The organism is Arthrobacter sp. BK1, from assembly GCF_056680055.1.
On record NZ_CM155263.1, the window covers coordinates 3,615,440 to 3,633,657 of the forward strand.

20 protein-coding genes and 1 tRNA gene are annotated in these 18,218 nt (G+C 65.3%); 11 read left to right on the plus strand and 10 right to left on the minus strand.

All coding sequences use genetic code 11. The annotated features are described in order from the left end of the window. Window positions 1-14 precede the first annotated feature (14 nt). From cpaB to AC1MCA_RS16560, 3 genes are all read right to left on the minus strand, one after another. Complete coding sequence (gene cpaB, locus AC1MCA_RS16550; RefSeq protein ID WP_479799279.1) at window positions 15-746, minus strand: Flp pilus assembly protein CpaB; 732 nt, start codon at window positions 744-746, stop codon at window positions 15-17. Between the two features lie 112 nt (window positions 747-858). After that, window positions 859-1,119 (minus strand): FmdB family zinc ribbon protein, encoded by a 261-nt coding sequence (locus AC1MCA_RS16555; protein ID WP_108600744.1) that lies wholly within the window; start codon window positions 1,117-1,119, stop codon window positions 859-861. Between the two features lie 134 nt (window positions 1,120-1,253). Further along, the gene (locus tag AC1MCA_RS16560; RefSeq protein WP_479799283.1) at window positions 1,254-1,874 is read right to left on the minus strand and encodes a 5-formyltetrahydrofolate cyclo-ligase; all 621 of its coding nucleotides are present in this window, start codon (window positions 1,872-1,874) and stop codon (window positions 1,254-1,256) included. 48 nt (window positions 1,875-1,922) lie between these two features. Between AC1MCA_RS16560 and galU the strand changes: the two genes are divergently transcribed. The 4 genes from galU to AC1MCA_RS16580 all read left to right on the plus strand — a co-directional run bounded on the left by galU (window position 1,923) and on the right by AC1MCA_RS16580 (window position 4,646). Next, a complete protein-coding gene (gene galU / locus AC1MCA_RS16565; protein ID WP_108600746.1) occupies window positions 1,923-2,828 on the plus strand; it encodes a UTP--glucose-1-phosphate uridylyltransferase GalU in 906 nt (301 codons plus the stop codon). Between the two features lie 5 nt (window positions 2,829-2,833). Next, window positions 2,834-3,451 carry a GNAT family N-acetyltransferase gene (locus AC1MCA_RS16570; protein ID WP_479799287.1) on the plus strand — a complete coding sequence of 206 codons (618 nt, stop codon included), beginning with the start codon at window positions 2,834-2,836 and terminating at the stop codon, window positions 3,449-3,451. Between the two features lie 130 nt (window positions 3,452-3,581). Beyond that, window positions 3,582-4,484, plus strand: a complete 903-nt coding sequence (locus tag AC1MCA_RS16575) for a hypothetical protein (RefSeq protein WP_479803438.1) — start codon at window positions 3,582-3,584, stop codon at window positions 4,482-4,484. A gap of 89 nt (window positions 4,485-4,573) precedes the next feature. Further along, a tRNA-Ala gene (locus AC1MCA_RS16580) sits at window positions 4,574-4,646 on the plus strand. Between the two features lie 47 nt (window positions 4,647-4,693). Here the strand turns inward: AC1MCA_RS16580 and AC1MCA_RS16585 are convergent. Continuing rightward, window positions 4,694-4,948 carry a hypothetical protein gene (locus AC1MCA_RS16585; RefSeq protein WP_479799290.1) on the minus strand — a complete coding sequence of 85 codons (255 nt, stop codon included), beginning with the start codon at window positions 4,946-4,948 and terminating at the stop codon, window positions 4,694-4,696. A gap of 591 nt (window positions 4,949-5,539) precedes the next feature. On the opposite strand from AC1MCA_RS16585, the gene AC1MCA_RS16590 reads away from it, so the two are divergent. Continuing rightward, the gene (locus AC1MCA_RS16590; RefSeq protein WP_479799294.1) at window positions 5,540-7,135 is read left to right on the plus strand and encodes an ABC-F family ATP-binding cassette domain-containing protein; all 1,596 of its coding nucleotides are present in this window, start codon (window positions 5,540-5,542) and stop codon (window positions 7,133-7,135) included. Between the two features lie 4 nt (window positions 7,136-7,139). Here the strand turns inward: AC1MCA_RS16590 and corA are convergent, their stop codons facing one another. The 3 genes from corA to AC1MCA_RS16605 are packed head-to-tail and all read right to left on the minus strand — an operon-like array spanning window position 7,140 to window position 9,107. Then, entirely contained in the window at window positions 7,140-8,135 is a 996-nt protein-coding gene (gene corA, locus AC1MCA_RS16595) for a magnesium/cobalt transporter CorA (RefSeq protein ID WP_479799298.1), read from the minus strand. Between the two features lies 1 nt (window position 8,136). Beyond that, complete coding sequence (locus AC1MCA_RS16600) at window positions 8,137-8,562, minus strand: DUF1761 domain-containing protein (RefSeq protein ID WP_479799302.1); 426 nt, start codon at window positions 8,560-8,562, stop codon at window positions 8,137-8,139. 47 nt (window positions 8,563-8,609) lie between these two features. Beyond that, the gene (locus AC1MCA_RS16605) at window positions 8,610-9,107 is read right to left on the minus strand and encodes an Lrp/AsnC family transcriptional regulator (RefSeq protein WP_479799305.1); all 498 of its coding nucleotides are present in this window, start codon (window positions 9,105-9,107) and stop codon (window positions 8,610-8,612) included. A 170-nt stretch (window positions 9,108-9,277) separates the two neighbouring features. Between AC1MCA_RS16605 and AC1MCA_RS16610 the strand changes: the two genes are divergently transcribed. Next, complete coding sequence (locus AC1MCA_RS16610; RefSeq protein ID WP_479799309.1) at window positions 9,278-10,519, plus strand: MFS transporter; 1,242 nt, start codon at window positions 9,278-9,280, stop codon at window positions 10,517-10,519. Window positions 10,520-10,554: 35 nt separating this feature from the next. On the opposite strand, the gene AC1MCA_RS16615 is transcribed toward AC1MCA_RS16610, so the two are convergent. After that, the gene (locus AC1MCA_RS16615; protein ID WP_108600184.1) at window positions 10,555-11,058 is read right to left on the minus strand and encodes an Lrp/AsnC family transcriptional regulator; all 504 of its coding nucleotides are present in this window, start codon (window positions 11,056-11,058) and stop codon (window positions 10,555-10,557) included. A 118-nt stretch (window positions 11,059-11,176) separates the two neighbouring features. Continuing rightward, the gene (locus tag AC1MCA_RS16620) at window positions 11,177-12,409 is read right to left on the minus strand and encodes an MFS transporter (protein ID WP_479799312.1); all 1,233 of its coding nucleotides are present in this window, start codon (window positions 12,407-12,409) and stop codon (window positions 11,177-11,179) included. 63 nt (window positions 12,410-12,472) lie between these two features. Between AC1MCA_RS16620 and AC1MCA_RS16625 the strand changes: the two genes are divergently transcribed. Beyond that, the gene (locus AC1MCA_RS16625; RefSeq protein WP_479799316.1) at window positions 12,473-13,420 is read left to right on the plus strand and encodes an N-acetylglucosamine kinase; all 948 of its coding nucleotides are present in this window, start codon (window positions 12,473-12,475) and stop codon (window positions 13,418-13,420) included. On the opposite strand, the gene AC1MCA_RS16630 is transcribed toward AC1MCA_RS16625, so the two are convergent. Further along, window positions 13,406-14,434, minus strand: coding sequence for a pirin family protein (locus AC1MCA_RS16630; protein ID WP_479799320.1), 1,029 nt, complete (start codon window positions 14,432-14,434; stop codon window positions 13,406-13,408). The two genes, AC1MCA_RS16625 and AC1MCA_RS16630, sit on opposite strands and share 15 nt — an antisense overlap. A 223-nt stretch (window positions 14,435-14,657) precedes the next feature. On the opposite strand from AC1MCA_RS16630, the gene AC1MCA_RS16635 reads away from it, so the two are divergent. Genes AC1MCA_RS16635 through AC1MCA_RS16650 form a run of 4 tightly spaced genes read left to right on the plus strand, consistent with a single transcriptional unit; the run spans window position 14,658 to window position 18,164 of the window. Continuing rightward, a complete protein-coding gene (locus AC1MCA_RS16635) occupies window positions 14,658-15,758 on the plus strand; it encodes an ABC transporter ATP-binding protein (protein WP_479799323.1) in 1,101 nt (366 codons plus the stop codon). Continuing rightward, entirely contained in the window at window positions 15,758-16,468 is a 711-nt protein-coding gene (locus AC1MCA_RS16640; protein ID WP_479799325.1) for an ABC transporter permease, read from the plus strand. The genes AC1MCA_RS16635 and AC1MCA_RS16640 overlap by 1 nt, the downstream gene beginning before the upstream one ends. Beyond that, the gene (locus tag AC1MCA_RS16645) at window positions 16,465-17,208 is read left to right on the plus strand and encodes an ABC transporter permease (RefSeq protein WP_479799329.1); all 744 of its coding nucleotides are present in this window, start codon (window positions 16,465-16,467) and stop codon (window positions 17,206-17,208) included. Before AC1MCA_RS16640 ends, AC1MCA_RS16645 begins: the two co-directional genes overlap by 4 nt. Next, the gene (locus AC1MCA_RS16650; RefSeq protein WP_108597984.1) at window positions 17,205-18,164 is read left to right on the plus strand and encodes an ABC transporter substrate-binding protein; all 960 of its coding nucleotides are present in this window, start codon (window positions 17,205-17,207) and stop codon (window positions 18,162-18,164) included. Before AC1MCA_RS16645 ends, AC1MCA_RS16650 begins: the two co-directional genes overlap by 4 nt. The last annotated feature ends 54 nt before the right edge of the window (window positions 18,165-18,218 follow it).

An 18,218-nucleotide genomic window follows, 5' to 3' on the forward strand; every position in this document is an offset into this window, starting at 1 on the left:
CACGCCGCCGCATGCTAAGGCCCTACCAGCACGAAGAACAGCTTTCCCTGGGTTGAGGCGCCCGCCAGCCGGGCGGCCTGGTCCGGGGAAGCCGCCACCACGATCAGCCCTTCGGTCTCACCGGTCCCGAGCCATTGGCCCGTCTGGCCGCCCTGGCCCGATGTCCACAGGACCGCGACGGAGGAGGCCAGCACCTCTGAGGGGGACTGTTGGTCGTAGCCATTGGCCCCGGTCATGACTACATTGACCAGCTGCCCCGGCGATACCAGCTGGATGGAGGAAGGGTCCGCCATCCGCAGGGGCACTGCGGCGGAGCCCGGGGGAGTGCCGGCCAGGAGGCCGGGTCCGAGAAGCTGCGCATCGGTAAGAAGTTGGCCTTTCCGCAAGGGGGCGGCCAACTGCTTGCCCGTTGCCTGGTTGCGGTCGGTCACAGACCCGGCTGTCATCAGCCGCTGGGGGATCGGCGTTAGCACCAGATCGCTGCCTGCCAAGGCCGTGCCCGCGGGCAGATCCCGCGCAGCAGCCAGGGCTGTCACGGTGTCTGCGGGCGGGGGAGTGAGCTGGTGGACCGTTATCCCGGCTGCGACGCAAAGGAGCAGTGCGATGGCGAGGCGCCGGTTCCGGCTGAGCCAGGACGACAGCCGATGGCCTCGCCGCCGGCCCGGACGGGTGGACGGGTGCTGGTGACGGACCTGGCGCCCGGGCGGGGCGGATCCGCGGCTGCGGTGGAAAACGGTGGCGGGCATGGGAACCACGCTACGGTTGCGGGACTAAGCCCACCATGCGCAAAGGTTCCTATGTGGACAACGGTGGTGCCGGCGTCGGACATTGCCTGACCACAGCAGTGGAGGCGGGCAGTCAGCTCGCGGCGGCAGCCGGTGCCGGTGCGGCTGCAGGCGCTGCCGGAGCAGCGGGTGCGGCAGAAACTGTGCTTCCCTTGGCGTCCCTGGAGTCGGTGCGGTAGAAACCGGAGCCCTTGAACACGACGCCCACGCTGTTGAACTTCTTGCGCAGTGCTCCCTGGCACTCAGGGCAGGACGTCAGGGTGCTGTCCGTGAACGACTGGAAAATATCGAAGGCATGGCCGCAATCCTTGCAGGCGTACGCATACGTGGGCACTGGTGCTCCTCCTCTTGGACAAAACAGAGGTCCCGTGCTGCGTGAAGCGGAATCAACCGGTCATTAGCAGTCGCAGGGCCTGACTGCTAATTCTAGCATCCCCTCCGGGTACCACTTTCGAGGCGGTACCTCACTCAGGAACCCTCAGCCAGCCTGACGAATCCTGACGGCGTCAGGGCCGCCGGAACTTTCCGGTCAAAGGCCTCAGCGGGAATGCTTCCGGCCGGCAGCAGCTCTGAATCGAAGACGATGGCTGCCAGCGGGATGTCCAGGCCCTCACCATCCAGGGACGCGAGCAGGACGTCGTAGTAGCCGCCGCCCTGGCCTATCCGGTTGCCGCTCCGGTCCACCGCCGTCGCGGGGATGTAGAGCGCGGACACCGTCGCCATGATCCCGAGGCCGTGGCGCGGTCCGGCGGGTTCCAGGACCGGGGCAAAACGGCTGCGGACAAATTCGACGGCGGGCGTCCAGTCCGCCCAGCTCAATCGCCTGCCGGGTTCACAGACCGGCAGCAGGACCCTGTGCCCCAGCCGGTGCAGCTCCTGGAGCAGGGGCAAGGTGGGCGGCTCCGGCGCAACACCGAGATATGCACAGAACGTCGACGGCGTGTCACCTGCCAACTGCTGTGCCCAGGCAGAGCCGTGGAGGGCGAGGGTGGCGCCGGCCTTGTCCCGCTGGCCGTTATCGGTCGCGGCACGGCGCTCACGGTGGAGAGCGCGGATGCTTTCCTTGGTTTCTCTGTTGTCCCCGGACATACCGCTCCCTAATTACTGAATGAATCGCTCTGCCGTTAGATTAGTGCAGTGACTACCACTCAGCAGACAGTTCGTAAGGCCGTTATTCCTGCCGCCGGCCTTGGCACCAGGTTTTTGCCTGCAACGAAGGCGATGCCCAAGGAAATGCTGCCGGTGGTGGACAAGCCTGCTATCCAGTACGTGGTGGAAGAGGCAGTGAAGGTGGGCCTGAACGACATCCTCATGATCACCGGCCGCAACAAGCGCGCGCTTGAGGACCACTTCGACCGCGTTCCGTCGCTGGAGGACACCCTGTCCGCCAAGGGTGACACCGCAAAGCTCGAATCCATTCAGGCAGCCAGCAACCTCGGCGACATCCACTACGTCCGCCAGGGAGACCCAAATGGCCTCGGCCATGCGGTCCTCCGCGCCAAGCAGCATGTCGGGAACGAACCTTTTGCGGTTCTCCTCGGCGATGACCTCATTGACGCCCGGGACGAACTCCTGAGCACCATGATCGACGTCCAGGCCAAGACCGGCGGATCCGTGGTGGCACTTATCGAGGTGGAGCCCTCCCAGATCAGCGCATATGGCTGCGCCGATGTTGAAGAAATTGACGGCGAAGGCTACGTCCGGATCAATAAGCTTGTCGAAAAGCCGGACGTGGACGAGGCGCCGTCGAATCTCGCCGTCATTGGGCGTTACGTTCTCCACCCGGCTGTTTTCGAAGTCCTGGAGCGCACAGGTCCGGGCCGCGGCGGCGAAATCCAGTTGACGGACGCTCTGCAGGAGCTCGCTGCGGGGGATGCCGAAGGCCATGGCGTCTACGGCGTGGTCTTCCGCGGCCGCCGGTACGATACCGGGGACAAGCTCAGCTACCTCAAGGCCTGCGTTCAACTCGCCATTGACAGCGATGACCTCGGCCCCGGGCTCCGGGAATGGCTGCCTGGCTTCACTGCCGGTCTCGCCAAGTAACTGCCGTGCGCTCAGGACCCATCTGGCCCGTCACGCTGGAGTGCGGCGACCTGGTCCTGCGCCCCATCCGGTACCGGGACAAAAAGGAATGGACCCAGGTGCGGGCGCGCAACAATGAATGGCTGGCGCCGTGGGAGGCTTCGAACCCGGTGCCTGGCGGCGGCCTGCCGGATTACCGGCAGATGGTCCGGTCCCTGAAAGCCCAGGCAGCCCAGGGAACTGCACTGCCCTTCCTCATCACCGAACGCACGTCTGCCTCGTCAGTGCCTGTCATTGTGGGCCAGCTGACGGTCTCCTCGATTGTCTGGGGCTCGGCCATGATGGCCACTCTGGGTTACTGGGTTGACCAGTCCCGCGCCGGCCGTGGCATCGCCCCGACAGCGGTTGCGATGGCCACCGACCATTGCTTCCAGGCGTTGGGTCTGCATCGGATGGAGATCAACATCCGTCCCGAGAACGGCCCCAGCCTGCGTGTTGTCGAGAAGCTCGGGTTCCGTGACGAGGGCTACCGGCCCCGCTTTCTTCATATCAATGGCGAGTGGGCAGACCACCGGACGTTCGCACTGACGGCCGACGAAATCCCGGAGGGGCTGCTGACCCGCTGGCTTGCTTCCAGGACCTGAGGACGAACGCGCTTCCGGGACATAAATCCAATGATTTACCACGTTGCGGACGACACACCGCGGCTAATGCGGGAGCCGCCGAGGTAATGCTCATACGGTTTTGAGTGTGGACTTTCCCCTTAGCAGCTCAGTGATCCTTGTGGTTGCCGTCGTGCTTTGGATTGTGTGGGTCGCACCGTACATTCTTCGCAACCGCCGGCACCCGGTCCAGGCCGCTGCCGACTACCTGGCGGAAGTGCCAGCTTTTGAATCGGACCCGAGAGCCGGGATGGTACTCAACGTCGCCGCCCAGCAGGAGAACGCCATGGAGATCAGGAAGAGCACCGAAACCGCTTTGGAACCGGCCGGAAGTGCCAAACCGGGCGCGTTCCGGATCCGGTATGGCAGAACAGGCATTGCGCTCGTTGCCGTCGCAGCACTGCTCACTGCCTTCATTTCCGGCATTTTCCTCATCTTCGGGGTGGGTGCGGCGATTCTGCCGCTCGCCTGCGTGGGCATCACAGTTTCGGCCCTCGTCCTACTGCGCTTCCTGGCTGTTCGTGACCGCAAAGCCAAGGTGAATGCGGCGTTTCGCGCAGCAATGAGCGCCCCTCAGCGCCGTCAGGCTCCTGCCGGCCCAAGCGCCACTGTCCCCAAACCGGCCGCGGCACGGCCGGAGAGCCGGCTCTTCGACGCGGAGGCCCACCAGCCCGCTCCGAAGCCGCTGACGGCCGTGGAACTCCGGGAAGCCGCTCTGGCCGTAGCCGTTGCAGCCGGGGACATGAGTGCCAAAGCACCCTCCGAACCGGTGCAGGCAGACACCACCTGGGAACCGGTGGACGTTCCCAAGCCCGTGTACGTGGAGGCGGCAAAGGCGGAGCGTCCCGCTCCTGCGCCTCTTGACCTCCCCGAGGCCCCCAAAGCCGCCGGCAAGCCGTCCCTGAAGCAGGGGACCCCCGCCACGGTTCCCGAGGCTGCTCCGGCCCGGCCCCTCACCAAGGCCCAGAGCGCACTGAGCAATCTCGACGACGTCCTGCAGCGCCGCCGCGCCTGATCGGCAAACGCGCCTGATTGGCAATGTGCCGGGAAAATTTGTAGCCTAAGGACACCGGTGCCGCACTCCACCTGAAGGCGGACTGTTCCGGGGCTATAGCTCAGTTGGTAGAGCGCTTCGTTCGCATCGAAGAGGTCAGGAGTTCGAATCTCCTTAGCTCCACAAGTTAGTGGGCTTTTCCGCACTTGGAACCTTTGTCTAGCTTCTTGCTAAGGGTTCACGCCCCTGGCCGGTTCGGCCGCATAGCTGGTCCCGCCGGTCCACATGAAGTATCCGGCAGCCACCATGGCCAGCCCGAATGGTATAGCCAGGAGGACGGCCGCCGTCTGCTCATTGGCGGCCATCAGGGCGATCGTACTGACAATGAAGAGGATCCCCAGCCACCTGGGAAGAACTCCTTCGCGAAGGATGAACAACCCAATCAGCAGCAGGCCGGCTACGACGGCCAGCATTCCGGGGATCACGAAAGTAGGGCATCCAGGGGAAGTCGCCACCGAAGGCGAGGGCCTGGATCAGAACGCCGGCGAAGAGCCAGATGAAGCCTGCGGCTGCACAAATCAGCCCAGCGTTCGCCAACTTGGTGAAACCGCCGGATCGCCGGGCCAGCATCGTCAGGCCCGCAACCCCAATGAGAATCAACAGGGACGCGACAGAGCCAGCCAATCCTACAAATCCTGTGCCTGAGCGCATAGGTCTCGTCTCGCATTCCAGCCCAATACAGCCGGAGGGTTCCAAGGAATGCAGGAACGCAGCCAAGACGCAGAGCGCGCCGCCTACCATAGCCGCGGCCCCGGCCCATTTCGGAAATTCCTGGGTCCAAAAACTGTTGTCAGAACTTCCCCGGGCCATGATCAACCGCCATCTCTCAGGAGACCGCCAGCATGTTCGTCTATGCTGGCCTTGCCGTATGCCGCCGTCAACACCGCGACGGCGTAGCGCCGTTTCGTGAGAGAGTATGAACCGGCCGTGTGCTGACTTTGCATCGAACTGGTCAGTGGTCACCTTCCCCTAGCCCCCGCTTACTACGCGCATTACCACTGGATTGGACAGAATCAATGAGTTTGATCCGGCTGAATGACGTCAACGTCAGCTTCGACAAAACACAGGTACTCCGTGAAGCTTTTTTCAAGCTTGAAGCGGGTGACCGGGTGGGCCTGATCGGGAAAAACGGATCGGGAAAGTCCACCATCCTCGAACTGATCCTGGGCCGGGTGGCCCCCGACACCGGAACCGTGGCCGTGGAGCTCGGGATCAAAACCGCCTACTTCTCACAGTTTTCCGAATTGAACGGCTCCTCCAGCATCGCCGAGGTGCTGACCGGGCTGTTCGCCCACGTCCAGGAGATCGAAGCCGAACTGGCCCGGATCGATGAAGAGATTGCAGCCGGTTCCGCCAACGCAACCCGCCTTGATGAGCTGATCCACCGGCAGTCCGAACTCTTCGAAGCAATGGACAGGCTAGACGGCTGGGACTACCCGCGCACCATCGACAAGGTGCTCACCACGTTGGGCTTCAGCGAACACCACCGCACCTGCGCCATTGACGAACTCTCGGGCGGCTGGCGGAACCGGGCGGCCCTGGCGAAGATCCTGCTCGAAGCACCGGACGTCCTGCTGCTTGATGAGCCCACCAACTACCTTGACGTGGCCGGCGTCGAATGGCTCGAAGGCTGGTTCAGGACCTACAAAGGCGCCGCGATCATCGTTTCCCACGACCGGAAGTTCCTGGACGCCGTGGTCACCCGGATCATCGAGGTGGAGAACTTCCACCTGCATGAATATCCGGGCAACTTCGCCGAATACGTGGTGGCAAAGCAGTTCAGGCTCAAGAGCCTCGAGAGCCAGTTTGTACACGAGTCCGAGCTCCTTGCCTTTGAGGCCGAGGGCATCTCCGACCGCCGCGAGGCTGCCAAGGCGGCCGGTAAGGGACTGGCAAACCAGCTGGCCAGGATCAAAAAGTCACGTGCACCGCGGCCGGTGGACACGATCATCACTGAGATCTACAGCGGACTGTACGTCAAGGACGTGTTGTGCCGGGTGGATTCACTCGCCAAGGCCTACGGCGGCAGGACACTGTTCAGCGGCCTCAGCTTCGAGATCGGACGGGGCAACCGGATCGCAGTCATCGGGGCCAACGGCAGTGGCAAGACCACGCTGCTCCGAGCGCTCACCGGCGAGGAGCCGGCCGACTCCGGCACGGTCGCCTGGGCGAAGGGCGCGCGGATGGTGTCGTACAACCAGGTGCTGGAGGAACTGGACGACGACGATACTGTCACCCACGCGGTCAATGCGATGCCGGACAGCCTGGCACTGACGGCGACGAAGAAATCGGTCAACAGGTTCCTTGCGATGTTCCAGTTCTCCGAGGCCGACCTCAAGCAGCGGATCGGCAACCTGTCAGGTGGCCAGCGGTCGCGGGTGGCGATGGCCCAGTGCCTGCTCTCGGGCGCATCGGTCCTCCTGCTGGATGAGCCCACCAACCACCTTGACCTGTCCAGCACGCAGGTCATGGAACGCGCCCTGCTGCATTTCCCCGGCGCGGTGGTGGTGGTCAGCCATGACCGGTTCTTTACGGACAAGATCGCCAACCGTCGGCTCGTCTTCAATACTGAAGCCGTCGGCCAGGGAAGCGTCGGCCTGCTGGTTGCGTGAGGCCCTAGAGCCAGCCCTTCTTCTTGAAGATCGCGTACATCAGGCCGGCCGTGGCGGCCATCAGCACAATGGCCAGCGGGTAGCCCAGAACCCAGTGAAGCTCGGGCATGTAGTCGAAGTTCATCCCGTACACGCCCGCCACGAAGGACGGTGCAAAGAAGATCGCGGCCCACGAGGAGATCTTCTTGACCTGTTCGTTCTGCTCGGCGCTGGCCTCGTTCTGCCGGTTGGCGGTCAGCGTTCCATCCAGGGTGAGGGCATTCTGCAGCAGGTCCCGGAATGAGTCCGCCCGGGAAATCACCCGCTCCACATGGTCCTCAACATCGCGCAGGTTGTGCTGAAGCTCGGTATTGACGCCGTACTTCTCGAAGCCTTTCCTGAGCTGCTGCATGATGCCGGGCAACGGATGGATGGCGCGCTGGAACTGGATGACTTCGCGGGCCAGTTCATAGATACGCCGAGAGACAGTGGAGTCCCCGCTGAACAGCTGGTCCTCGATCTCGTCGATATCGTTCTCAAGGCCGGCCACCACCGGGGCGTAATCGTCCACCACCAGGTCAAGCAGGGCGTAGAGGACGGCTTCCGGGCCGTGCCGCAAGAGCTCAGGGCGGCCCTCGAGTCGGCGCCGTACCCGCGCTACCCCGTCCATTTCCGCATGGCGGATGGTGATGACAAAGTTCCGGCCGGTGAAAATGTGCAGCTCGCCGAACTCCACTGTCTCTGATGCATCCAGGTACCGGGCCGGGCGGAGCACCGTGAAAAGGTGCTCGTCATAACGCTCCAGCTTGGGCCGCTGGTGGGCGGAGATGGCGTCCTCCACCGCGAGGTTGTGCAAGCCGAACTCATTGGCGACGGCGGCCATTTCCGCTTCGGTGGGCCGGTACAGCCCGATCCAGGCCATGCCCCCGTGGTGGGCGAGGGTTTCGAACGTCTGTTCCAGGCTTTCCGGTTCCGCGCTGCGGACCCCGTCCACGTAGACGGCATTGTCGATGATTGTCACGTCAGGACATTGCCCCGATGATGGCGCCGGACACCGTCGTGGCCAGCAGATCGTGGCCGGAATCGATGAGTGTGACAGCTGCCGGCCGGCCGGCGAAACCGTTGTGGATGACGTGGCCGCCGGCACGGAAAACCAGTCCAAGCACCAGCGCAAACCAGCCTCCGGCCACTGCGTTGTCCAGGCCCAGCTTGCTGATCAGGACAGCCAACAGAACGGCGGTCAGGGCGGCTGCAACCATCATGGGCACCCAGATCCCTGCCCCGCCGCTGACGTTCTTGAGGTCTTCCTCGGTTTTTCCAATGGCGGTCATCCACCTGTTGCCCAGTACGGCGGGCAGGTACCAGACAAAGCCGATGGCCATGCTGGCGATGAAGGCCAGCGCGACGGCCAGCCAGTTGATCTGAGAAATGTGTGCAAGCCAATCCATCTTCGAATCCTAACCGCCTGCGGACGGGCCCCGCGGCGCCCTGGATATTACCGGGGCCGTGTTGCCTTTCCGGCGTCGGCCTGCGCCAGCCGGCTGATCAGGGGTTCGGTCCGGTAAGGAATATGGGTGTGCAGCGCCAGTACCGTTTCGGTCCGGATGACGCCCTTGATCCGGAGAATCTGGCGGAGGGCTGACTGCAGGTTGTGGGTGTCGGTGGCCACCACGCGGCACCAGACGTCGCCCCGGCCGGAAATCTCGTGAACCTCCAGCACCTGGGGGAGCAGGCGGAGCGCTCCCACCACTCCGTCCAGCTCGCGGTGGGTCACCTCGATCGTGACGAAAGCGACGACGTCGTACCCCACCGCGGCGAGATCCACTTCGCGCCCGCCGTCCTGGAGCACGCCGGCGCGCAGCAGCCGTCGGACCCGTGACTGTGCCGTGTTGCGCGCGATACCCAGCAGTTCGCTGAGCTCGCCGATCTGGATGCGGGGGTCCCGGACAAGTTCCAGCAGGATCTTCAGATCAGTGGGGTCAAGAGTGTTCAAACTGTCGCTTTCAGTTATCTGTCCCGTGAATGATTGATTATTTTGCTCAATTCTGCCATCAGATGACTCCTGATCAGGCAGTAAAGCCTCATTCTTTAGGTATCCACGTTCATTCCCGGGGCAGTCTCCCACAAGGATCGCCCGCCCCGGTCAGCACCAAGGCAACGCCAATGACAGTCTTCAGTGAGCTCCGCATGCGTCCGGCCACCGCCGCGCGCCACGGCTGGAACGCCTCCACCACAGCCCGGCTGGTCATGGCCGGCACCGTCATCTTTACGCTGCTGGTGGGCGCCAACCTGGCCACACCCCTGTATCTGCTGCTCCAGGCCAACCTCGGCCTCTCCGCGCTCGGCGTCACAGCAGCCTTTGCCAGTTACGTCCTGGCGTTGGTGGGCACGCTCATGCTGGCCGGGCATTGGTCGGACCACATCGGCCGGCGGGCGGCGCTTATTCTCGCGGTCTGCGCCGGCCTGGCCGGTGGCTGGGTATTTTCCCAGGCGGAGAACCTCATGGTGCTTTCAGCAGGCAGGGCGCTGCAGGGGGTTGCCGTTGCCCTGGCCACCGGTGCCAGTGCCGCTGCGCTGCGCGAACTGCTTCCGTCGCGCCCGGAGTGGGCATCGCGGTTCACGCTGCTGGCGACGTCGGGAGGCGTGGCCGCCGGTCCGCTCATCGGCGGCTTGCTGTCGATGCTGCCAGGGCCCACCACTGCCCCGTATTACATCCACTCCGTGGTGCTGGCGTCCATGCTCGTTCCGCTGTACCTGCTGCAGGCGCGGCCGGCCATCAAACTTCCCGCCGGTGGGCGTCCCCTCCGGGCCCTGGCCCCGCGCCGCCCCACAGTGTCGGCTGCGGCGAGGGGCGCCTTCTGGCTCGCCGCCGCCGTCGGATTCCTCAGCTTCGCGGTCTTTGGGTTCTGCCTGTCCCTCGCCCCGGGGTACTTCGCCCAGATTATCCAGACAGACTCGCGCCCCCTGATCGGGGCCCTGGCGGGGATGACCCTTGGCGCGTCGGCATTGAGCCAGCTGCTGTCCGTCCGCGGCCGGTTCGCGGTTCCGGCCGGGCTGGCCCTGCTGGGTATCTCAGTGCTGCTCCTGGCAACGGCTGCCGCGTGGAGCAGCCTGCCGCTGCTGGCCGCTGCCAGCGTCTGCGCCGGGCTGGGCCAGGGCGTCGCCTTCAGGATGGTCTTCAATGACGTGGCCGCCAAAGTCGAGGCTGCGCAGCATGCGCAGATTGTCAGCACCGTATACGTCATCACGTACCTGGGAAGCGCCGTGCCCGTGATCGGGCTGGGCTGGGCCACGGCGGCACTCGGCCTGGAAACGGCCGTGACATGCTTTGTGGTCCTGTGCAGCGCCGCAGCCCTGGCGCTGGCCGCCGCGACGCTCAGGACGTCCCTCCGCCCTGCCCGGTAGCCGTGAGTCCGGAGCAGCCCTCAGCCCGGAAGCCCTCAGTCCGGAAGCGGGCCGTGGTTGCCCTGGATGTGGGCAAAGACCAGGGTGGTTTCCGTGTGGCCCACCACGGGGTCCGTCGCGAGGTTGTCCAGCACCCAGTCCCGCAGGTCCTCCGTGCTGGCGACGGCGATGTGCAGCAGGTAGTCCACGGAGCCGGAGGTATGGAAGGTCGAGAGGACCGCGGGCAAGTGGGGGACGCGGGCCGTGAACCTGTCGATCTGGTCGCGGTCGTGTGCCCGCAGCCGGACAGCGACCAGCGCCTGGACTGAGCGGCCGATCGCCGAGAGGCTGAGTTTTGCTTCGAACCCCTGGATAATGCCGCGCTCGGACAACGCGCGGGTCCGCATGAGGGCCGTTGAAGGGGCGATGCCCACCAGCTCCGCCAACTGCTTGTTGGAGATCCGGGCATCGTCCACCAAAGCGGCAAGGAGCCGCTCATCAATGGCATCCAGCGGTTCGAAGTGGCTGCCCGGCCGGATGTTTTTGGGGTTGCTGCTCATGGATTCTCCTCATACGTCTGTGAGTTCATCCTAGACGCCGGTTTCCACCTCATCCGGCCCGAATGCTGTGATCTCCCGAATAATCACCAGCCGCGGTGCCGGTTTGGTGTCTGATAGTTCACCGGGTCCTATGGACGACGGCGACTGTCACCGCCGTGACGCAGGCCAGGACCATCACCGTGAGGGCAAGTGCCGTCCAGCCCAGGCTCTGGAACACCAGGCCGCCCGCCCAGCCGATCACGCTTGAGCCGAGGTAATAGGCCAGATTGTAGAGCGAGGACGCCTGGGCCCGGCCGGTGGTGGCAATGCTGCCGGTCCAGCCGGCACCGATGCTGTGGGCCGCAAAGAATCCGCCCGTGAACACCACCAGGCCGGCCAGAATCAGGGCGAGTACCTGGGTCAGCGTCAGCGCCAGCCCCCCGATCATGAGCAGGATCCCTGCCAGCAGGACGTTCCGCCGGCCAAAGCGGGCTGTCAGCCCACCGGCCCAGCGGGAGGAGAAGGTCCCCGAAAGATACGCGAGGAAGATCAGGCTGATCAGGGTGCCCGGCAGCAAAAAGGGCTCCGCAGACAACCGGAAACCCAGGTAGTTGTAGACCGCCACAAAGCCGCCCATCATCAGGAATGCCTGCACATAAAGTGCCAGCAGCCGGGTGTTGCGCACATGGCCGCCCAGGGTCACCAGCGCCCCGCGCAGGCCCGCGGCTTTGGCGGGAGTGAACCCTTTTGCTTTGGGGATCAGGACCAGGAAGAGCACAGCCGCCACCGTTGCCAGCAATGACACACTCAGGGCGGCCGCCCGCCAGCCCCACAGTTCTCCGATTGGCCCGGCGACCAGCCGGCCGGCCAGCCCGCCCAAGGTGGTACCGGCAACGTAGGTGCCGGCAGCCACCGCGGCGTGGGCCTTGTTCACTTCCTCGTTCAGATAGGCAATGGCGATCGCCGGTATCCCGCCCAGCGCCATGCCCTCAAGGAGCCGGAGGGCCAGCAGCATGCCGAAACTGCTGGCCAGCGGCACCAGGAGGCCCAGGACGGTGGCCGCTGAGATGCCGATGGCCATGGCCCTGACGCGTCCGATCCTGTCGGCCAGGAAGGACCAGGGGATCACCGTGATGGCCAGGCCCACGGTGGCCAGCGATATGGTCAGGGCCGCATCAGCCGCGCTGACCTGCTGGTCGGCGGCCATGATGGGCAGCACCGCCTGGGTGGAGTAAAGCTGGGCGAACGTTGCCACCCCGGCAAAAGCCAGTCCCGCCAGGATCTTGCTGTAGGCGGCTGAGCCTTTGGGATGGCCGTCCCAGGCCGTCCGGCTCAGGGCAGGGCGGATGGGTCGGGTGGCATCGTCAGGCATGGGTCCAGCCTAGACTTTCGAAATGATCCCGCCGTTCCTGCCGTGTTTCAGTAGGCTGGACCGGTGACCGAGACTGAGCGCCCCCAGACCCCACCCTCCGCAGCAGCGCCCGGCCCGCTTGCCGGAGTCATCATCGGCCTGGACATCGGCGGTACGAAAACCCGCGGGATCCGTTTCGAGGACGGCGTGGCGGTGGCTGATGAGTCGGCGGGCAGTTCAAATGTCCAGAATGTCACCCGTGAAGAGGCCGCGGTGAACCTCGCGGACCTGTTCTCCAGGATCGGCGGGGGCCCGGTGTCTTATGTGTACGCCGGCGCCGGGGGTATCGACACCGACGACGACGCTGCCGCGCTCGCGGCGCTGATCGAACCCCATGTTCCGGGAGCCAGGATCACCGTGGTCCATGATTCCCGGCTGTTGCTGGCGGCGGGCGGCGCCGCCACCGGTGTGGCCGTGATTGCCGGAACCGGGTCCGCCGCCTGGGGCAGGAACTCCGCCGGGGACGAGGCACGGGCCGGTGGGTGGGGCTACCTCCTTGGCGACGAAGGCAGCGGATACTGGCTGGGACGTGAGGCCGTCCGGCACAGCCTGCGCCGGATGAACCAGGGCCTTCCGGTCGATCAGCTCACCGCCGTGCTGCTTGCCGCATGTGGAGTGGACGATCCCAACCGGCTGATTGCCCTTTTCCACTCCCCGGAGACCGGCCGCCGGTTCTGGGCCCAGCAGGCACGCCTTGTGGTGGACGCGGCTGCGGCCGGCCACGCGCCGAGCCGGCAGCTGCTCGATCAGGCCGGGAAGGACCTGGCAGACCTGGCCGCGCAGTCACTGCGGAAGCTGGGAATCGACGGGCCGGTGATCCTTGGCAGCGGGCTGGGAATGAACGTGGGACCACTCCAGGCCGCCTTCCGGAAGTATTTGGCGGCCGAGGGCGTCACTGACGTCCGGGTCCTGGACCAGGACCCGGTGTTTGGCGTCCTGAAGCTGGTGGCAGACCGCTCAGGGTCCGAATGACCGTCTCCGCGGTGCCAGCCTGACGGCCGGCATCGGGGGAGCGGGAATGCGGCCGGCCTGGGCGCCGGCATCGGGGCCGTGCCCCTCGACCAGCCCGTAGCGTGCCCCGCGGGAGGCGGCATCAGGAAGGGTTCCCTGGGCTTCCCAGTCCTCGCGCGCCTGCGCCACTTCGTCATGGGTGCGGCCCACAAAGTTCCACCACATCAGCAGTTCCTCCTGGAAGGGCTCGCCGCCGATCAGCAGGAACCGCGTGCCGGGCAGGGCCTGCACTTCGAGGGCTGACCGTCCTGCACCCAGGTACCCCAGCGGTCCCGGCGGTACGTCCTGCCCGTGCAGCGTCAGCCCGCCGTCGAGCACCAGAACTGCATGTTCGAAGTGCGGAGCCAGGGGCAGGACCGCGTGTCCGCCGCACGAAATGTCTGCCCCGACGATGGGGGAGTACATGGTGGCAGGGGAGACCGCCCCGGCGAATCCGCCCACCATCACCGTTGCCGTGAAGCCCGCGCCGGTGACGACGGGGAGGTCCCGGTGCTGCTCGAACGCCGGCACCCGTCCGCGTTCGGCGTCGGGCAACGCCACCCAGAGCTGTAGTCCGCGCTGGACGGGAAGCGGCCCGCCGCCGTCGGAATCCGGGAGGACCGCAAACTCTGAATGGGACACGCCGTGCCCCGCGGTCATGATGTTGAGCTCACCGGGACGGACCACGACGTCGCTGCCGACGCTGTCCCGGTGCCGGATGTTCCCGGCCAGCGGCCACGTGACCGTCTGCAGCCCGATGTGCGGATGGGGAAGGACAGACATGGCTGTCCTGTCCGGACCGAAGCTGTCCAGGAAACACCAGGCGCCGATGGTTGGCAGGCCGCGCTGGGGAAGGGTTCTCCGGACGTTCATTGCCCGGACGCCTCCCAGCGGAACCTCACGTTCGGGCCACAGCACCAGGCACGGCCCCGAGATCCCATCAGGGCCGGCGGGCGGGCAAATATCCTCTTGGGGAGCGGCTTCCAGATTGGTCACAGTCCAACTCTAGGCGCAGGCAGGTGGCCGGGTAAGGGCAAATGACTGCTTCCCATCCGCGCAGGCCCCGGCTCCGAATGATTACAGTAGGGATTCTCTTGCCCGGATTGCCTTCAGTACTGGTTACGCTGGGAACGGATTGCGTTACCGTAAATATCAGTGTGCTGATGACCAGCTTTCTCCACTGTCCGATGCCATCCAACAGAACGGGTAAGTCCGCAGAATGGACCAAGCCATGATTGAGTTCCAGAGCGTCACCAAGCAGTATCAGGGCGGGAATCCGGCCGTGGACCAGCTCACCATGTCCATCGACAAAGGTTCCATCACCGTCTTCGTGGGTCCTTCCGGCTGCGGAAAGACCACCTCGCTGCGGATGATCAACCGGATGGTGGAACCAACCTCCGGTGTAATTACCGTGGATGGACGGGACGTGACCAGCGTCCCAGCTGCCGAACTGCGGCGTTCCATGGGATACGTGATGCAGTCCTCCGGCCTGATGCCCCACCGCTCCGTGCTGGACAACATCGCCACCGTGCCGCGCCTCAACGGCGTTTCCAAGGCTGAAGCCCGCAAGCGTGCGGAAGAACTGCTCGACGTCGTTGGGCTGGCGTCGGCGCTGGGCAAGCGGTACCCGTCCCAACTGTCCGGTGGTCAGCAGCAGCGCGTGGGCGTGGCCCGGGCGCTCGCTGCGGATCCGCCGGTCCTGCTGATGGATGAACCGTTCAGCGCCGTGGATCCGGTGGTGCGCGACGAACTGCAGCAGGAGCTGCTGCGGCTGCAGAAGGATCTCGCCAAGACCATTGTTTTTGTTACCCACGATATTGATGAAGCCACTGTCCTGGGGGACAAGGTGGCTGTTTTTGCCGTCGGAGGCAAACTGGCCCAGTACGCCACTCCCGAGGAGATCCTGCGTGCCCCGGCCAACGACTTTGTGGCCTCGTTCGTTGGACGGGACCGGGGGTTCCGCCACCTGGGGTTCACGGCGTCCGACGGCGTGGCGATCCACCCGGTGCCCACGATTGTCCTTGACGGCGGCCGGTTTGCCGGTGACCCCGCTGCGGTGACGGGCTGGCAGTTGGTGGTGGATCCGAGCATGCGCCCGCTGGGCTGGGCACGCCCGGGGACGGACACCGACCTGATCCCCGGAGGTTCGCTGTTCCGCCCCGGCGAGAGCCTGCGGCGGGCACTTGACGCGGCACTGTCCTCGCCTTCCGGCCAGGGCGTGGCAATCGACGGTGAGGGCCGGGTGCTGGGCACAGTCCGGGCGCAGGAAGTCCTGGCCGTCATTGAGGATGCCCGCCAGGTACGGCAGGCTGCCCTCTGATGGACTGGTTCCTCTCAAACAGCGGCATGGTCATGGAGCGGGCCGGTCAGCATATGGTCCTGGCCCTCATTCCCATGGTGCTGGGCCTGCTGATTTCCCTGCCGCTGGCCCAGGTCGCGCGGATGAACAGGACGCTCCGGTCTGTTGTGCTGACGGCAAGCTCGCTGCTCTACACTGTCCCGTCGCTGGCGCTCTTCATCATCCTTCCTCCACTGCTCGGTACGCGGATCCTTGATCCGCTGAACGTTATTGTGGCCCTGACGCTCTACGCAGTGGCACTCCTGGTGCGGGCCGCGCTGGATGCCTTCGACTCCGTTGACGAAGACCTGCGGCAGGCCGCGGTGGCCATGGGCTACAAACCGTGGCGCCGCTTTTTCGATATCGACCTGCCACTGTCGCTGCCCGTGATGTTCGCCGGGCTCCGGGTGGTCTCCGTCAGCAACATCTCCCTCGTCAGCGTCGCGGCCCTTCTCGGGGTGGGCAACCTCGGGATGCTTTTCACCGACGGACTGCAGCGCAACTTCGTCACTGAAGTGGTGGTGGGGATCGTCGCCATCCTGGTGCTCGCGCTGGTCATGGACGGGGTACTGGTCCTGCTCGAACGGCTGCTGACACCGTGGACCCGGGCCGTCAAGGCATCCGGTCCGTCTGCGCCCCTCACGGCCGGCTACGTGGCCGACGCCCGCGTACACGCAGGGACGGGGCCATGAGCGTCTTTCTGGACACGATCGCCTGGATCGCCGATCCCCTCCACTGGACCGGCAGTTCCGGCATTCCGGTCCGGCTGCTGGAGCACCTCCAGTACAGCGGACTGGTCCTGATCATCGCAGCCGCCATCGCAGTACCCGTAGGCCTGTATATCGGGCACACGGGCCGCGGACGGGTGGTGGCTGTTGCCGTGGCCGGTGCCCTGCGGGCCCTCCCCACCCTTGGCCTGCTGGTCCTCTTTGCCCTGCTTGCGGGCAGCGGCCTCATGCCTCCCGTGTGGGCGCTGGTGATCCTCACGGTCCCGCCGCTCCTCGCGGGAACCTACGCCGGAATCTCCAGCGTGGACCGGACAGTGGTGGATGCAGCCCGCGCCATGGGGATGACCGAGCTGCAGATCCTGTTCAACGTTGAGCTGCCCAATGGACTCCAGGTGATGTTCGGTGGCATCCGGACCGCGGTGCTCCAGGTCATCGCCACCGTGTCAGTGGTGGCCTACCTTCCGCTGGGCGGGCTGGGCCGCTACCTGTTCGACGGCCTCGTCCTCCAGGATTTCCCCCGGATGCTGGCCGGTTCGGTACTCATCGCGGGCCTGGCCATCGTTGTTGACCTCATCCTCGCCGGAGTGCAAAGAACCCTTCTTTCGCCTGGCCTATCAACTGATTCCCGCGGTGGCCAGCAGGCCGCCGCTGATCTCCCAGCTGCCGCGCCTGCGCCAGCTGCTGTTCAAGGAGGTACCCCATGAAAGAAATCGTCCGGAACAACCTCACGCGCCGGGGACTGGCTGGGCTGGCCGCCGGCGTCGGCCTTGCCGTTGCACTGACCGCGTGCGGCGGCAGCGATCCGCTGTCCACGCCCACCACCAGCGCCGGCGGCGGAGGCACAGCCGGCGGGTCGCTGGTGGTTGGCTCGGCAGACTTCCCGGAGAGCCAGATCGTGGCGGAAATCTATGCCGGGGCCCTGACGGCTGCCGGTGTCACCGCCACGACCAAGCCGAACATCGGTGCCCGCGAAATCTACTTCAAAGCAGTCCAGGACGGTTCCGTGGACCTCGTCCCGGATTACTCCGGCAACCTGCTCTCGCACGTGGACAAGGAAGCCGCAGAAGTCTCGGCCGAGGACATCTACAAGGCCCTGCCGGAGAAACTGCCCCAGGGCCTCGCGGTGCTGGAGCCATCGAAGGCCGAGTCCAAAGACGCCATGGTGGTCACCAAGGCCACCGCGGAGAAGTACCAGCTGAAGTCCATCGAGGACCTCGCCAAGGTCTGCAAGGACCTGACCATGGCGGCGCCGGCCACGTTCGAAACCCGCGCCTACGGCTTCCCGGGACTGAAGGCGAACTACGGGTGCGAGCTGAAAGCCCTCAAGCCGTTCAGCGACGGCGGCGGTAACCTGACGCTGCAGGCCCTCCTCACGGACGAGGTACAGGTGGCGGACATCTACACCACCACCCCGTCGATCGCGGACAACGATCTTGTGGTGCTGGAGGACCCCAAGAACAACTTCAAGGCCCAGCAGGTCCTGCCGCTGTACAACACGGCGAAAATGACGGACAAGGCCAAAGAGGCTCTGAACAACGTCTCGAAGATACTCACCACCGAGGACCTCGTGAACCTCAACCGCGCGGTGAGCGGCAGCCAGAAGCAAAACGCCAAGGACGCTGCAGCGTCGTGGCTGAAGGACAAGGGCATCGTCAAGTAGGAACCGGCCCGCGGGCTGAACACCTGACCACCACGACGGCTGCCGCACCCACAC

Coding starts and splice junctions, on each gene's coding strand:
- AC1MCA_RS16620 (WP_479799312.1), bottom strand. CDS start 12,409: ATGCCTGACGATGCCACCCGACCCATCCGCCCTGCCCTGAGCCGGACG.
- AC1MCA_RS16650 (WP_108597984.1), top strand. CDS start 17,205: ATGAAAGAAATCGTCCGGAACAACCTCACGCGCCGGGGACTGGCTGGG.
- AC1MCA_RS16645 (WP_479799329.1), top strand. CDS start 16,465: ATGAGCGTCTTTCTGGACACGATCGCCTGGATCGCCGATCCCCTCCAC.
- AC1MCA_RS16615 (WP_108600184.1), bottom strand. CDS start 11,058: ATGAGCAGCAACCCCAAAAACATCCGGCCGGGCAGCCACTTCGAACCG.
- AC1MCA_RS16640 (WP_479799325.1), top strand. CDS start 15,758: ATGGACTGGTTCCTCTCAAACAGCGGCATGGTCATGGAGCGGGCCGGT.
- AC1MCA_RS16560 (WP_479799283.1), bottom strand. CDS start 1,874: ATGTCCGGGGACAACAGAGAAACCAAGGAAAGCATCCGCGCTCTCCAC.
- AC1MCA_RS16635 (WP_479799323.1), top strand. CDS start 14,658: ATGGACCAAGCCATGATTGAGTTCCAGAGCGTCACCAAGCAGTATCAG.
- AC1MCA_RS16600 (WP_479799302.1), bottom strand. CDS start 8,562: ATGGATTGGCTTGCACACATTTCTCAGATCAACTGGCTGGCCGTCGCG.
- AC1MCA_RS16610 (WP_479799309.1), top strand. CDS start 9,278: ATGACAGTCTTCAGTGAGCTCCGCATGCGTCCGGCCACCGCCGCGCGC.
- cpaB (WP_479799279.1), bottom strand. CDS start 746: ATGCCCGCCACCGTTTTCCACCGCAGCCGCGGATCCGCCCCGCCCGGG.
- AC1MCA_RS16590 (WP_479799294.1), top strand. CDS start 5,540: ATGAGTTTGATCCGGCTGAATGACGTCAACGTCAGCTTCGACAAAACA.